The organism is Kitasatospora sp. NE20-6 (assembly GCF_045862635.1).
On the sequence record NZ_BPRL01000012.1, the window covers coordinates 119,231 to 134,129 of the forward strand.

Annotated in this window: 14 protein-coding genes; 7 read left to right on the forward strand and 7 right to left on the reverse strand. The window is 75.8% G+C overall.

The window, feature by feature from the left end:
* Positions 1-4 precede the first annotated feature (4 nt).
* The gene (locus SNE206_RS13475) at positions 5-733 is read left to right on the forward strand and encodes a hypothetical protein (RefSeq protein ID WP_407913546.1); all 729 of its coding nucleotides are present in this window, start codon (positions 5-7) and stop codon (positions 731-733) included.
* A gap of 68 nt (positions 734-801) precedes the next feature.
* Here the strand turns inward: SNE206_RS13475 and dapC are convergent, their stop codons facing one another.
* A complete protein-coding gene (gene dapC / locus SNE206_RS13480; RefSeq protein WP_407913547.1) occupies positions 802-1,947 on the reverse strand; it encodes a succinyldiaminopimelate transaminase in 1,146 nt (381 codons plus the stop codon).
* Between the two features lie 25 nt (positions 1,948-1,972).
* Entirely contained in the window at positions 1,973-2,299 is a 327-nt protein-coding gene (gene fdxA, locus SNE206_RS13485) for a ferredoxin (RefSeq protein WP_407913548.1), read from the reverse strand.
* A gap of 130 nt (positions 2,300-2,429) precedes the next feature.
* Between fdxA and SNE206_RS13490 the strand changes: the two genes are divergently transcribed.
* Both SNE206_RS13490 and SNE206_RS13495 read left to right on the forward strand, forming a co-directional pair.
* Entirely contained in the window at positions 2,430-3,443 is a 1,014-nt protein-coding gene (locus SNE206_RS13490) for a GNAT family N-acetyltransferase (protein WP_407913549.1), read from the forward strand.
* A 37-nt stretch (positions 3,444-3,480) separates the two neighbouring features.
* The gene (locus tag SNE206_RS13495) at positions 3,481-4,359 is read left to right on the forward strand and encodes a transglutaminase family protein (protein ID WP_407913550.1); all 879 of its coding nucleotides are present in this window, start codon (positions 3,481-3,483) and stop codon (positions 4,357-4,359) included.
* An 18-nt stretch (positions 4,360-4,377) separates the two neighbouring features.
* Here the strand turns inward: SNE206_RS13495 and SNE206_RS13500 are convergent, their stop codons facing one another.
* The 5 genes from SNE206_RS13500 to SNE206_RS13520 all read right to left on the reverse strand — a co-directional run bounded on the left by SNE206_RS13500 (position 4,378) and on the right by SNE206_RS13520 (position 10,187).
* Positions 4,378-4,950, reverse strand: coding sequence for a DNA-binding response regulator (locus tag SNE206_RS13500; RefSeq protein WP_407913615.1), 573 nt, complete (start codon positions 4,948-4,950; stop codon positions 4,378-4,380).
* A 29-nt stretch (positions 4,951-4,979) separates the two neighbouring features.
* Complete coding sequence (locus SNE206_RS13505; RefSeq protein ID WP_407913551.1) at positions 4,980-6,227, reverse strand: sensor histidine kinase; 1,248 nt, start codon at positions 6,225-6,227, stop codon at positions 4,980-4,982.
* A gap of 8 nt (positions 6,228-6,235) precedes the next feature.
* On the reverse strand, positions 6,236-6,958 hold the full coding sequence (locus tag SNE206_RS13510; protein ID WP_407913552.1) for an ABC transporter permease: 723 nt from the start codon (positions 6,956-6,958) through the stop codon (positions 6,236-6,238).
* Entirely contained in the window at positions 6,955-7,938 is a 984-nt protein-coding gene (locus SNE206_RS13515) for an ABC transporter ATP-binding protein (protein WP_407913553.1), read from the reverse strand. Before SNE206_RS13515 ends, SNE206_RS13510 begins: the two co-directional genes overlap by 4 nt.
* Before the next feature lie 128 nt (positions 7,939-8,066).
* On the reverse strand, positions 8,067-10,187 hold the full coding sequence (locus tag SNE206_RS13520) for an alpha/beta fold hydrolase (RefSeq protein WP_407913554.1): 2,121 nt from the start codon (positions 10,185-10,187) through the stop codon (positions 8,067-8,069).
* A 296-nt stretch (positions 10,188-10,483) separates the two neighbouring features.
* Between SNE206_RS13520 and SNE206_RS13525 the strand changes: the two genes are divergently transcribed.
* The 4 genes from SNE206_RS13525 (at position 10,484) to SNE206_RS13540 (ending at position 14,733) form a co-directional block, all read left to right on the forward strand.
* Positions 10,484-10,678, forward strand: coding sequence for a DUF2304 domain-containing protein (locus tag SNE206_RS13525; protein ID WP_405011742.1), 195 nt, complete (start codon positions 10,484-10,486; stop codon positions 10,676-10,678).
* A 28-nt stretch (positions 10,679-10,706) separates the two neighbouring features.
* Complete coding sequence (gene mshB / locus SNE206_RS13530) at positions 10,707-11,594, forward strand: N-acetyl-1-D-myo-inositol-2-amino-2-deoxy-alpha-D-glucopyranoside deacetylase (protein WP_407913555.1); 888 nt, start codon at positions 10,707-10,709, stop codon at positions 11,592-11,594.
* Positions 11,591-12,043: a DUF6113 family protein gene (locus SNE206_RS13535; RefSeq protein ID WP_407913556.1), complete on the forward strand. Its 453-nt coding sequence runs from the start codon at positions 11,591-11,593 to the stop codon at positions 12,041-12,043. The genes mshB and SNE206_RS13535 overlap by 4 nt, the downstream gene beginning before the upstream one ends.
* Before the next feature lie 437 nt (positions 12,044-12,480).
* The gene (locus SNE206_RS13540) at positions 12,481-14,733 is read left to right on the forward strand and encodes a hypothetical protein (RefSeq protein ID WP_407913557.1); all 2,253 of its coding nucleotides are present in this window, start codon (positions 12,481-12,483) and stop codon (positions 14,731-14,733) included.
* The last annotated feature ends 166 nt before the right edge of the window (positions 14,734-14,899 follow it).

Consider the following 14,899-nt stretch of genomic DNA (forward strand, 5'->3'; position numbering starts at 1 on the left):
CACCATGTCTCACCCCCTCAAGCGCCGGATCGCCCAGGCCGCCCTGCTCGTCGCGGCCGGAGCGACCCCGCTGCTCGCCGCCGGCCACGCCTCGGCCGCCGACCTGGTGCCGCAGGGGACCGACCTGGGATCCGGCCTCACCCAGCTCGACTCCCCCGGTGGCACCGTGCAGGGCGCGGCCCACGAGTTCGGCCAGTCCGCCGGTGCCACCGGCGCCGCGACCGTCGCGACCGGCGTGCCCGCCGCGAGCGACGCGGCCGGCCACACCGTGGCCTCCGCCCTGCCGGACGCCGACAAGGCCCTCGGCCCGGTCAGCGGCACCGCCGGGAAGACCACCGCCGCCACCGGCGCGCTCACCACGGTCGCCGGCCAGGTCGCCCCCGCCCTGGTCGACCGGGCGGGCCCGGCGCTCGCCGAGAAGGTGCTGCCCTCCGTGCCCGGCACCCGCAGCGCCGGCGCCGCGTCCCCGCTCGGCGCCGTCACCGGCGCGCTGCCCACCAGCGGCCTGCCGACCGGCACCCTCACCAGCGCCCTGCCGACCGGCGGCATCCCGCAGGCCCTGCCGGGCGCCGACGCGCTGGGCACCCTGACCGGCGCCCCGGCCGCCAGCAACCGCCTCGGCGGCGTGCCGTCGCTGGGCTCCAACCCGGCCGACCTGCTCGGCGGCGTGGGCGCGCTCGGCCCGATCGGCGGCCTGCTCGGCGGCATCGGCGGCGGCGGGATCGGCGGCTGACCCCGCCCCCGGAACGCAGGGAGGGCCGGCCCCCGTCGGGGCCGGCCCTCCTGCGTCGTCCGTCGGCCTCAGCCGCCGAGCCGCTCCACCGCGGCCTGCACCCGCTCGTCGGTGGCGGTGAACGCCACCCGCACGTGCCGCTCGCCCGCCGGGCCGTAGAAGTCGCCCGGCGCCACCAGGATGCCGAGCCCGGCGAGTTCGCCGACCGTCTCCCAGCAGGGCCGCCCCTGGGTCGCCCACAGGTAGAGGCTCGCCTCGGAGTGCTCGATGGTGAAGCCGTACGCCTCCAGCGCCGCCCGCAGGGCGGAGCGCCGGGCCGCGTACCGGCCCCGCTGCTCCGCGACGTGCGCGTCGTCGGCCAGCGCGGCGACGGTCGCCGCCTGCACGGGTGCGGGCACGATCATGCCGCCGTGCTTGCGGATCTCCAGCAGCTCCCGGACGACGACCTCGTCACCCGCGACGAAGGAGGCCCGGTAGCCGGCCAGGTTGGAGCGCTTGGAGAGCGAGTGCACGGCCAGCAGGCCCTCGTGCGAGCCGCCGCACACCTCGGGGTGCAGCACCGACACCGGCTCCGCCTCCCAGCCGAGCTCCAGGTAGCACTCGTCGCTGACCAGCAGCACGCCGTGCTCCCGCGCCCAGGCGACTGCGCGGCGCAGCGCGTCCGCCCCGAGCACCCGGCCGGTCGGGTTGGACGGCGAGTTCAGCCAGAGCAGCCGCACCCGGGAGCCGTCGAGCTCGTCCACGTCGTCGTACGCCACCGGCTCGGCGCCGCACAGCCGCGCGCCGACCTCGTACGTCGGGTAGGCCAGGCGCGGATAGGCCACCTGGTCGCCCGGGCCGAGGCCCAGCTGTCCGGGAAGCCAGGCCACCAGCTCCTTGGAGCCGACGGTGGGCAGCACGGCCTGCGGGCCGATGTCGGCGCCGACCCGGCGTTGCAGCCAGCCGGCGACGGCCTGGCGCAGCTCGACCGGGCCCCAGACGGTGGGATAGCCGGGGGTGTCCGTGCTGGCGGCCAGCGCCTTCTGGATCACCTCCGGCACGGGGTCGACCGGGGTGCCCACCGAGAAGTCGCACAGCCCTCCGGGGTGGGCGAGCGCGGTGCGCTTGTACGGCTCCAGGCGGTCCCAGGGGAAGGCCGGCAGCAGCTCGGATACGCGGCGCGCCGCCCCCGGGTGTCCCGGGAACGGCGCGCGCGCGGTGTGGTTGGTGCTCACGGCTCAGTTGTCACCGATCGGTTGGTCAGTGGTCGGCGTTCTGCGGCGGGAGAGCGGCGATGAACGGGTGGTCCTTGTCGATCACACCGAGCTTGGAGGCGCCACCGGGCGAGCCGAGGTCGTCGAAGAACTCGACGTTCGCCTTGTAGTAGTCCTTCCACTCCTCGGGAGTGTCGTCCTCGTAGAAGATCGCCTCGACCGGGCAGACCGGCTCGCAGGCGCCGCAGTCGACACACTCATCCGGGTGGATGTAGAGGGAACGCTCGCCCTCGTAGATGCAGTCGACCGGGCACTCTTCGATGCAGGCCTTGTCCTTGACGTCGACACAAGGCTGCGCGATGACGTAGGTCACGCTGTCGTTCCTCCTCGGAAGGGCTGGCGGCCCAAACTGTTTGCTTGCGTGCGCGGGTGAGCGCGGCGTCGTCGATGCCCGCCCCTAGTATCGCGGGTCGGAGACCGCAAATGCACAGGAGGTGCCCTTGATGGCGGACGGAAGCGTGACGGCGGGCCGCCCCGAGGTCCGGATAGACCGCTCTGACGTGGGACGACGGGTGTCAGCCCGGCGGATCTCGGAGCTGGTCGACGGACGTCCGGTGTTCCGCGATGTGGTCGGCGTGCTCGTATCCTGGGACGACGCAGGCCTGACGGTGGTGCCGCGCAGCGGCGGGCCGGTCTCCTTCGCCGAGGACCTGCTGGTCGCGGGGAAGCCCGTGCCGCCGTTCCCGGCACGTCCCGCCCCGGTGCCGTCGGCCGGACCGGTCGAGCTCCAGCGGATCGCCGCCCGCAGCTGGCCGGCCGTCGAGCAGGAGCAGCTCGGCGGATGGGTGCTGCGCGCCTCGGCCGGCTTCACCCGCCGGGCCAACTCCGTCCAGGCCCTCGGCGACCCCGGCCGGCCGCTGCCGCAGGCCCTCGCGGAGGCCGACGCCTGGTACGCCGCCCGCGGCCTGCCCGCCTACGTCGAGGTGGTCACCCCCGGTTCGCCCGACGACCTGGCCGCCGAACTCGACCGGCTCGGCGCCGGCCTGGCGAAGACCCTCTTCCGCACCGCCCCGCTGGCACCGCTCGCCCGGCTCGGCGGCGCGCACGAGCGCGTCCGGCTGTCGCGCACCGCGGGCCCGGCCTGGATGTCCCGCTACCGCCGGGTCGGCCGGGACGCCGCGCTGGAGCAGGCCGCGGCCGCCGTCCTGCACGGCGGGCCGTCCGTCTGGTTCGCCACCGTGCCCGGCCCGTCCGGTGCCGCGCCGCTCGCCATCGGCAGGCTCGCCGTCGACGGCCCGTGGGCGTGCTTCGGGGCGATCGAGGTCGATCCGGCGGCCCGGCGCTCCGGCCTGGCGACGGCCGTGATGGCCGTGCTCGCCGCGCGGGCCGCCGAGGAGGGCGCGACCGGCGCCTATCTGCAGGTCGAGGAGGAGAACACCGGGGCCGTCGCCCTCTACGATCGTCTGGGTTTCACCACCAGTCACACTTACCACTACGCCCGGCTCCCGCAGCGGTAGCGTTCCCCTCGCCAGTTCTGTCCCCACGAAGGCTGCTGTGACCGAGCAGAGCAGATCCCGCTTCCGTACCGAGGCCCGGGCCGAGCACCCCGATCCGGTGCTGCTCTGCCTGCTCGCGGCCGCCGAGCACCTGCTGGGCGACGCCCCCGGCGAGGCCGAACCCGGCCCGCCGCCCACCCTGGAGGAGTTGCTCTCCGGGTGCCAGGCGGCGCTGGACCGGCACGCCGCCGCGGTGCGCCTCGCCGTCGCCGAACGGCAGCCGTCGGGGCCGGAGGAGACGGCCGCGCTGCTCGCCGCGGTGCTGGGCGGCCGGGAGCGGTTCCACGGCCGGAAGGGCGACTACCGGCGGCTGGAGTCGTCCCTGCTGCCGGAGGTGCTGCGGCGGCGCCGCGGCCTGCCGATCACGCTGTCGCTGGTGTGGATCGGCGTGGCGGCCCGGGCCGGTCTCACCGTGCACGGCGTCGCCCTGCCCGGCCACTTCATCGTCGCGGTCGGCGGGCCGGGCGGCGGCAGCGACTACGTGCTGGCCGATCCGTTCCACGGCGGGCGGCTGCTCGACCTCGACGACGTCGGCCGGCTCGTGACCGCCTCCGGGCACGACTTCTCCGCCGAACTCCTCACCCCGGCGCAGCCGCTGGACATCGTGCTGCGGGTGCTCGGCAACATCCGGGCCTGGGCCGCGGACCGTCCGGAGCAGGCCCGCACCCAGCTCTGGGCGACCGAGCTCGCCCTCCTGCTGCCGCGCCACCCCGCGCAGTTGCGCCTGGAGCGCGCCGAACTCCTCGTCCGCACGGGAGACTTCCTCGGCGGCGCGGCGGAGATGGACGCCTACGCGCAGATCCTGGACGCGTTCGACCCGGAGAACGCCGGCACGGTGCGGCAGGCGGCCCGCGCCGCCCGTCACCGTCTCAACTGAGCCGAACGACGGGGCCGTTCACAGCCAGCCCTTCTCCTTCGCGATCCGCACCGCCTCCGTGCGGTTGCGGGCGCCGGTCTTCTGGATCGCCATCGACAGGTAGTTGCGGACGGTGCCCTCCGACAGGTGCAGCCGGCGTGCGACGTCCGCGTTGACCGAGCCGTCGGCGGCCGCGGCGAGCACGTCCAGCTCCCGTCCGGTGAGCGGGCTCGCGCCTTCCGCGAGCGCGGCGGCGGCCAGTGTCGGGTCGATCACCCGCTCGCCGCGCAGCACCCGCCGGATCGCCTCCGCGAGTTCGGAGGCAGGCGCGTCCTTCACCAGGAAGGCGTCGGCGCCGGACTCCATGGCGCGGCGCAGGTAGCCCGGCCGGCCGAAGGTCGTGGCGATCACCACCCGGGTCTCCGGACGGTGGCGGCGCAGCAGCGCGGCCGCCTCGATGCCGGTCATGCCGGGCATCTCGATGTCCAGCACCGCGACGTCGACGGCGTGCGCGACGGCCGCGTCCACGACCTCGTCGCCGCGGGCGACCTGCGCGACCACGTCGATGTCCCCCTCAAGGCCGAGCAGGGCGGCGAGCGCCTCGCGGACCATCCCCTGGTCCTCGGCCAGCAGTACGCGAATCACTCGGGCACCCTACCGTCGGCCCCGGCGTGCACGGCCCCGACCGGCACGGAGGCCCGCAGCCGGAAGCCCCGGCCGCGCAGGCCCGGGCCGCTCTCCAGCCGCCCGCCGACCAGGGCGAGGCGCTCCGAGAGGCCCGAGAGTCCGTTGCCGGGCGCGGACCTGCCGGGGCCGCGGCCGTCGTCGGCGACCTCCAGGACGGCGTACCGCGCGCCGTCCGCCTCCCAGCTCTCGTCGAGGGTGACGGTGCAGACCGTCGCGTCGGTGCCGTGCCGGACGACGTTGGTGACGGCCTCCCGCAGGGCCCAGGCGAGCGCCCCGGCCTTCTCGGCGTCGAGTCCGGGCCGTCCTGCGGCGAGCTCGGGTGCGGCGTCCAGGGTGATCTGCGCCGTCGTCAGGGCCGTCCGGGCGGCGGCGAGTTCGACCGCCAGCGTGGGCCGCCGGAAGCCGCTGACGGCTTCCCGGACGTCGGTGAGCGACTGCCGGGCGACCTTCTCGATGTCGGCGACCTGCGTCCGCGCGTCGTCCTGCCGGCCGGCGTCGAGGAACCGGCCGGCGAGTTCGGTCTTGATGGTGATCAGCGACAGCGAGTGGCCGAGCAGGTCGTGCAGGTCGCGGGCGAGCCGCAGGCGCTCCTCGGAGGCCGCCAGATGGGCCACCGCGGCCCGTGCCTCCCGCAGTTCGCGCATGGTGCTGATGAGCCGCTGCAGGCCCGTCATGGCCAGGCCGCTGAGGAAGCACGGCAGCAGGATCGCCGCGAGCGTGCTGCCGTCCGCGTGGGCCGCCAGCGCGACGACGAACGCGAGCCCGGTGACGCCGCCCACCGCGGCCAGCGCGTACCGGGGCGGTGCCACCACGGCGATGCAGGTCGAGGTGTAGGTGAACAGCGTCAGCCAGGGCGGGCCGAGGGTCAGCGAGGCGCCGACCGAGAGGGCCAGCATCCCGGCCACGGTCACCAGGTTGCCCGCCGCCGAGGCCGTCGCGGTCGACCGCCGGGCCACCAGGGCGAGGTACGAGACGACGAACACCGCCAGCGCGACGGCCCCCGCGACGGTGGCCGCCGTGCCGTGGCCGCCGTCGGTGAGGTCCTCCACCGGGTAGACCAGGTAGATCATCCACAGCGACATCCAGGCGAGCTTGACGACCAGCTGCCGGCGGTTGTCGACGGTCGAGCCGGGCACCGTCCGGAAGGACGCCCCGTCCTCGGTGGTGCGGTCGGCGCGGCGCGGCAGGAGTGTCCTCGGCATGCGGGCCATCATGCCCGGCGGGTGTCGCGGCGGTACAGGTAGGCGGCCGCGGCCACGAAGACGGCGAGGAAGGCGGCCATCCCGGCCACCGCGACGGTGTCCGTGCCGTGGCCCGGCTGCACGAACGCGGCCAGCCGGTTGTACAGGTAGACCGGGTCGAACCGGGCGAACGGCTCCAGCGAGCTCCCCACCGGGAACCACGTGCCGCCGAACAGCGCCATCACCATGTAGACGATCATGACGACCGGCTGCACCGCGTCCGGCTGCGCCGCGTAGCCGAGCGCCACCCCGAGCGCCGCGAAGACGAAGCTGCCCAGCCAGAGCACCGCCGCCAGGCCCAGCCACTGCCCCGCCGACAGCCGGACGCCCTCCACCGCGCCGATCGCGAACACCACCGCGATCGCGGGCAGCGTGGTCACCGCGCACGCCGCGATCTTGCCGACGGTGTACGCCCGTCCGGGCAGGGCGGTCAGCCGCAGCTGCCGCACCCAGCCGCTCTTCCGCTCCAGCGAGATCCGCTGGGCCGAGCCGGTGAGGACCGCGCCGACCGCGCCGAAGGTGGCCATGGAGACCATGAAGTACGACTTCGCGGGGACGCCGCCGGCCACGTCGCCGCCGCTGTAGGCGCTGATGAAGAAGACGTACAGCAGGGCCGGGTAGAGCACGGTGAACATCACGTACCGCTTGTTGCGGAGGGTCCGCAGGATCTCCAGCCGGATCAGGGTGGTCATCGCACGGTCTCCTCGTCGTCCGCGGCGGCCCGGTCGAGCGCGGCCTGCTCGCCGGTGATGGTCAGGAAGGCCTGCTCCAGGCCGAGGCCGGTGACCTCCAGGCCGCGGGGGTGCAGCCCGGCCCGGTAGAGGGCCGCCACGCCCGCGTCCGCGTCGGTGGCGCGGATCCGCACGGTGCGCACGCCGCCCGGGCGGCCCGTGACCTCCAGCGCGGCGATGCCCGGCAGGCCGCGCAGCACCGGCTCGGGCACCTCGCCGTCCTCCGGGTGCAGTTCGAAGCTGATCCGGCGGGCCCCGGCCTTCGCCTTGATCTCGGCGGAGGTGCCGTCGGCGATCAGCCGCCCGCGGTGCAGCACCAGCACCCGGTCGGCGACCGAGTCGGCCTCCTCCAGGTAGTGGGTGGCGAAGAGCACGGTGCGGCCGGCCGCGGCCTGGGCCCGCACGGACGCCCAGAACGCCTGCCGGACGGAGACGTCCATGCCGGTGGTGGGCTCGTCGAGGACGATCAGGTCGCTCGCCCCGGCGACGGCGAGCGCGAAGCGCACCCGCTGCTCCTGGCCGCCGGAGAGCCTGTCGACCCTGCGGTCGGCGATCTCGGCGAGGCCCGCCTCGGCGAGCACGGTGGCGGTGTCGTGCCCGCGGGGGTGGATCCGGCAGGCCAGCTCGACGAGTTCGCGCACCTTGACGTCGGTCATCAGGCCGCCGCTCTGCAGCATCGCGCCGACCCGGCCGGCCTCGACGGCTGCGCGCGGCGTGCCGCCGAACAGCTCGACCGTGCCGTGGTCCGGTTCGCGGAGGCCGAGCAGCAGGTCGAGGCTGCTGGACTTGCCCGCGCCGTTGGGCCCCAGCAGGGCCACCGTCTCCCCCGCCCGCAGGACCAGGTCGAGCCCGTCGACCGCCCGCACCGGCCCGTAGCTCTTGCTGACGGACCGGAACGCGGCGACCTCCCCGCCCGGTGTCGTGCCCGTCGTGCCGCCCATGTCCGCCGGTCCTCCCGTGTGTGCCCCGCTGTCCCCTCCAGGGTGCGGACCACGGGCCCCCGGGCGGCAGTGCGGCCCGTCGTGTCCTCGGCATGACATCCGTCATGCCGAGGACGTGCCCGGCGGTGTCAGAGGCCCAGCGACCTCTGCAGGAACTCGACCTGGAGCAGCAGGAGGTTCTCCGCGACCTGCTCCTGCGGGGTCATGTGGGTGACCCCGGAGAGCGGCAGCACGGTGTGCGGACGCCCGGCGGCCAGCAGCGCGGAGGAGAGCCGCAGGGTGTGCGCGGCGACGACGTTGTCGTCCGCCAGCCCGTGCACGATCATCAGCGGCCGCTCCAGCTTCGGCGCGTCCGCGGTGAGCGAGTTGGCGTCGTACACCTCCGGCCGCTCCGCGGGGTGCCCGAGGTAGCGCTCGGTGTAGTGCGTGTCGTAGAGCCGCCAGTCGGTGACCGGCGCGCCGGAGACCGCGGCGTGGAAGACGTCCGGGCGGCGCAGCACGGCGAGCGCGGCGAGGTAGCCGCCGTACGACCAGCCGCGGATCGCGACCCGGGCGAGGTCGAGCGGGAACTCCTCGGCCAGCGCGTGCAGGGCGTGCACCTGGTCGTCGAGGGTGACCCCGGCGAAGTCGTGGGCGATCGCCTTCTCCCAGGCGGGGCTGCGTCCGGGGGTGCCGCGGCCGTCCGCGACGACGACGGCGAAGCCCTGGTCGGCGAACCACTGCGAGGTGAGGTGCGGGTTGTGGGCCTGCACGACGCGCTGCCCGTGCGGGCCGCCGTACGGGTCCATCAGCACCGGCAGCAGGCCGTCGCGGTCCCGGTCGTAACCGGTCGGCAGGAGGACGACGGCGGGGATGCGCCGCGTCCCGGCGAAGCGGAAGACGGGCCGGGCGGTGAGCAGCGGCGTCTCGGCGTGCGAGGCGACGGCGGCGACGGCGGTGCCGTCGCGGAGCACCTGCACGGTGGTGCCCGGCCGGTCGGCGGCGACGGTGGAGAGCACGGTGACGCCGCCGGCGTGGACGGCCGCCGCGGCGCCGTCGCCGTCCGGGCCGAACGGGGTGACGCCGTCCGGGCCGGCCCGGAAGAGGCCGGTCCAGCCGGGCGGGCGGCCCTCGCCGGCGGTGCCCTCGGAGGCGGTGAAGTGGACGGCGTCGGCGGTGACGGCCCACACCGACCGCACGTGCAGCGTGTCGTCGGTGACGGCCTGCCCGTCGACGACCAGGGCGCGGACGCCGCCGGTGTCGGTGATCCGCACCAGGCGGCCGTCCGGGGTCCAGGCGGGTACGCCGGTGAAGAGCTCCAGCCAGGTGTCGTCCTGCTCCTCGACGAGCAGCGTGGTGATGCCGGTCGCCGGGTCGACGGTGCGGATCTGCTGGCTGCGCTGGTCGCGGGCCTGGACGAGCAGCAGCGGGGCGCCGCCCGCCGACCAGTGCACGCGGGCGAGGTACGGGAACGCCTCGTGGTCCCAGACGACCTCGGTGCGGGTGCCGTCGAGGTCGACGAGCCAGAGCCCGACCTCGGCGTTGGGGGTGCCGGCGGCCGGGTAGGCGACCTCGGCGGGGGCGCTGCCGGGGTTGGCCGGGTCGGCGATCCACCAGCGCTGCACGGGCGTGTCGTCGGCCCGGGCGACGAGCAGGCGCCGGCTGTCGGGCGCCCACCAGAAGCCGCGGTCGCGGTCCATCTCCTCCTGGGCGGCGAACTCGGCCTGACCCCAGGTCACCCCGTCGGCGTCGGGCTCGGCGAGGGTGCGGTCGCCGCGTCCGTCGGTGCGTGTCACGTGCAGTGCGCCGGAGGTCGTGGCGTAGGCGACGTGGCTGCCGTCGGGTGCGGGGCGCGGGTCGAGGAGCGGCCCGGCGGCGGGCAGTTCGCGGGTGGTGCCGGCGGCGAGGTCGGCGGCGAAGAGGCGGCCGGAGAGCGCGAAGGCGGCGAGCGAGGCGGAGGCGTCCAGGGCGTAGCCGACGATGCCGGCGGAGCTCTCGCGGCTGCGCTCGCGGCGGGCCCGTTCGGCCGGGGAGAGGTCCTCCTCGCCGCCGCCGAGCAGGTCGGCCGGGTCGGCGGCCACGCGCTCCTCGCCGGTGGCGGGGTCGAGGGTCCACAGCCGGTTGGCGCGGTCCCGGCCCGGGCCGGACCGCAGGAAGACGATCCGGCCGCCGTCGGGTGCGACGGCGAAGGACCGGGGTGCGCCGACGGTGTAGCGCAGGGTGCGCGCGTACTGCCGCGGGAAGGTGTCCGCAGGGTTCTCGGTGGTCATGGCACCCGACCCTACGGCCTGCCCCCGGTGGTGATCACTCGTTCGGAGCAGCCGCGCGGCACGGCTCGCCGGGGGCCCCCGCGCCCCGTCCCACCGGCCGCTGGGCCGTCCGGAGCACCCGTGCGGCGCGGCGCGCGCTTTCACGCAACGTCATGGAGCACTCACGGATCGGGTATGTGTTGCTCATCCCGATGCGGATCCGGACCGTCCCCTTCCCCCGGCCCCGGATCGGGTCCGTCCCGCACGACCGCCGCCCGCCCCGCGGGCCGCGCATCCGAGAAAGGGCGTGAGCCGTCATGGCTTTGTCCGTCTCCGCAGCTGTGCTGATGCTCGTCATCGTCGTGGTCCTGGTCCGCCGGTCAGGCCTGAAACTCACCCACGCGATCATCTGCGCGCTGCTCGGCTTCTACCTGGCCTCCAGCTCGATCGCCCCGTCGATCCAGGAGGTCACCAGCAACGTGGCAGGGATGATCAATGGCCTGAAGCTCTGACGGACGGCCGGTCGCTAGGCTGGCGGCCATGACCGCAGCCTCCGACCGCCGGCCCCGCCGACTGCTCCTGGTGCACGCGCACCCCGACGACGAGTCCATCGTCAGTGGGGCCACCATGGCGCGGTACGCCGCCGAGGGTGCCGGGGTCACGCTGGTGACCTGCACCCTCGGCGAGGGCGGCGAGGTGATCGGCCCCGGGCTGGCCCACCTGGCGGCCGATCGCGACGACGCCCTCGGCCCGTACCGGATCGGTGAGCTGACCGCGGCGACGGCCGCGGTCGGCGTCGAGGACGTCCGCTTCCTGGGCGGCCCCGGCCGGTACCGGGACTCCGGGATGATGGGCCTGCCCGACAACGACCGGCCGGGCTGCTTCTGGCAGGCCGACGTGGACGAGGCCGCGGACCACCTGGTCGCCGTCGTCCGCGAGGTCCGCCCGCAGGTGCTGGTGACGTACGACGAGAACGGCGGCTACGGGCACCCGGACCACATCCAGGCGCACCGGGTCGCGATGCGCGCCCACGAGCTGGCCGCCGACCCGGCGCACCGGCCCAACCTCGGCCCGGCGTGGCGGATCGCGAAGGTCTACCACGCCCGGATGCCCCGCTCGGTGATCGAGCGGGGCCTGGAGGAGACGGCGGCCGCCGGGCTGTTCCCGGGCACCGCGTCGGTCGGCGACGTCCCCGGCGTGGTGGACGACGAGGTCGTCACGACGGTGCTGGACGGCGCGGCGTACGCCGGTGCGAAGGCCGCCGCCATGGCGGCGCACGCCACCCAGATCACCGTGGACGGCGCGTACTTCGCCCTCAGCAACGACCTCGGCCAGCCGCTGGTGGCGACCGAGTACTACCAGTTGGTGCGCGGCCGGCCGGGCGGCCCGCTGCCGGAGACCGATCTCTTCGCCGGGGTGGAGCTGTGAACCCGAAGCACGTCCTGGGCACCCGTGCCGAGCGGCTGGCCGAGCCGCTCCCCCCGCGCGGGCTGCGGGTGGCGATCTACGCGGTGCTGTTCCTGCTCGGCGGCGCGGTGTCGTTGTGCGGAGCCTTCGTGCAGGCCCTGTGGCCGCCGTTCGGGGTGCTGCTGGCGGTCCTCGCGAGCGCGGGGCTCTTCTACGGCGGGCTGCGGGCGACCGGCACCAAGCTCGGCGCGGGCATCCCGCTGGCGGGCTGGTTCGTGATGCTGATGATGCTGATGGCACCGCGCCCGGAGGGCGACTTCGTCCTGGCGGCCGGTCTGACCTCGTACCTCTACCTGTTCGCCGGCGCGGTGTCGGGCGTCGTCTGCGCGACCCTGCCGACCCGGACGGGCTTCACGTTCGGGGTTCCGCCGGCCGACCGGCCGCGGCCGGTCAGGCAGCCGCATCCCTAGTCCCATAGGGGAATTATCGGACGTATCGGGTTCTTTCCGTTCCCGATCGCCGCTCGGCGCTTCCCAGTATGGTGGTGCCGGTGCAGGCGCCCCGGCCCTACGGCCGGGGAACGACGGCCCCGGATGCCTCGGGTGCAGGGCGGGAAGGTACCTTCAGCCCCAACCACGTGGTGGCGGCGCCGTCTCGGCCGGCACGTGAAGAAGCTGGTGTCGGAGGGTCCGTCCGACCCGCACCGCGGCCCCGCCGCACGCGGGACGGCGCCCCACAACCCGTGGTCGGTGCCGTCCGGCGCGAACCGCGAACCCGGAGCAGAGCAGCATTGAGCAGCCGCGAATCTGACAGCGCGTACCCGCCGCCCCGCGGGGGCAACCCCGGTCGTCGGCCGGCCGACGGCGCGGACGCCTACCCTTCCGGCACCCCGCCGTACGGCACCGGCTTGCCCGGCACGGGTCTCCCCGGCGCCGCGGCCTTCGCCCACGGCGCCAGCGACGACCCCTTCGGGACCGCGGCGCAGGCCGCGGCGATCGGAGACCCCGGCGACGACGGGCCGAAGACCGAGACCACGCTGACGACCCGGATCCGGATCAACATCCCCGGCTCCCGGCCGATCCCGCCGGTCGTGGTCCGCAGCCCCGTCAAGAACGAGGAGCCCGCCGCCGCCCCCGCTCCGGCACCGGCCCCCGCCCCGGAGCCCGGCGCACCCCGGCACCGCGCCAACACCGGCGGCTCGCCGGTGCTGGGCGTCATGGACAGCGGCACCTCCACCGCGACGCCGGAGCTCCCGCCCGAGTGGCAGGAGCCCCGTCCGGGCCGGCCCGACGGCAGCAACCCCGAGTCGACCGGCGAGTGGTTCCGTCCGCGCCCGAGGGGCCGCCAGGACGGTCCCCCGGCAGGATCCCCGGCCCCCGCCGCGGCCGCCGCACCTCAGGCCGCGCCGCAGGCCGCACCTCGGCGGCCCGGCCCGCCGCAGGCCGCCGGACCGCGCGGCCCCGTCATCGGCGAGCAGCGGCAGGCCCCGCGGCCGACCGGCGCCCCCGCCACCCCCTTCGCCGGCAACCCGGACGGCGGCCCGCAGGACCCCTTCGCCGGCGCCCAGGACCCGTTCTCGGCACCGCCGCAGGACCCGTACGCCGCCCGCCCGCAGGACGCCTTCGCGGGCGCCCGGAACCCGTACGCACCGCCGCAGGACCCGTTCGCGGCACCGCCGCAGGACCCGTACGCCGCGCAGCCGCAGGAGCAGACCGGGCCCGGCCGGGGCCGTCCCCCGGCCGGCCGGTTCGCCGACGACCCGTTCGCCGTCCCGGCGCCGGGGCACGACGAGCACCCGCAGCAGCACGCGGCGGACCCGTTCGCGGGGGGCGCCGGCCAGGACAACCCGTTCCGCAGCGGCCCGGCCGACCCGTTCGCCGCGGGCCGTGCGGCCGCCGCCGCGGCGGGCGAGCCGGAGGACACCCAGATCGGCGGCTTCGAGCCGATCCGGGACGACGTACGGCCGGGCGGCATACCCGGCACGCCGGCCGCCGACCCGTTCGGCACGGCCCCGGCGGTCGCGGACCCCTTCGCCGCGCCGTACGCCCCGCCGCAGGCCGCGGACCCCTTCGCCGCCGACCGGCCCGCCGACCCGTTCGGCGGCTTCCCGGGCGCTCCCGGGCCGGGCGCGCCCGCACCGGAGCCGGTTCCGGCGCCCGCCGCGGCCCCGCCCGCCGAGACCGAGACCCCCGCGGCACCCCCGGCTCCGGCCAGGCGCCGCGGCCGCGGCCGCAAGCTGGTCACGTACGCGGTCGTCGGCGTGCTGTTCGTCGGCGCGGCGGCGTACGGCACCGGGCTGATGCTCAATCAGGCCGACATCCCCAAGGGCACCACGGTGCTCGGCACCGACATCGGCGGCGACACCCGCGACCAGGCGGTCAGCACGCTCGACGGCACCGTGGCGAAGACCGGCCGGGAGCCGCTCAAGCTGAAGCTCGCCGGGCAGGCGCTGACCCTCGACCCGACCACCGCCGGGCTGAGCTTCGACACCACCGCCACCGTCGACGGGCTCACCAGCCACAGCTACAGCCCGGTCGAGGTGATCGGCTCGCTGACGGGCGGCAGCAAGGCCGTCGCGCCGGAGGTCAAGGTCGACCGGGCCAAGCTGAAGGCCGCCCTGGAGGAGCTGGCCGGCAAGGCCGGCCAGGGGCTGCAGGAGGGCCGCGTGGAGTTCACCGCGACCGGCCAGACCCAGGTGGTGGCCGGCAAGCCCGGCCAGGCCCTCGACCCGGCCGCCGCGGCGGACCAGGTGGAGCAGGCCTACCGCAAGCGGGCCGCCGGGCTGGCCGAGGGCGAGATCGCGCTGACCCTGACGGCCGCGCAGCCGAAGGTCGGCGAGGACGCCCTCAAGGCGGCCGCCGCCGGTCTCGGCAAGCAGGTGCTGGCCGGCAACGTCACGCTCAAGGCGGGCACCAAGAAGTGGGACTTCGGCAAGCTGACGGCCAGCAGGGCCCTCACGCTCGCCCCGGACGCCTCCGGCAAGATCGTGCTCACCTGGGACCTCGCCAAGCTGGACACCGCCCTGGGCGGCGTCTTCGACCGCTCGAAGACCCGGAAGAGCGGCGCGCTCGCGCCGATCACCACGCAGGACGTCGCGGACGGCATCGCCTCCGTGCTCGACAAGAGCGGCAAGGAGCGGGTCTTCGTCTTCCCCGCCTGACCCGTTCCCCCAGCACCGGCCGCGGAGGCCGGGTCCGCGGCACCGCCGCAGGCCCGGCCTCCGCGGCGTTCCTGGCGGTTACTCGCCAGTGGCGGGGCAGAACGGGACAAAGTGGCCCACGCGGCGGCCGGCCGGTGCACGTTACCAATCCTTGATCGGTGCACCG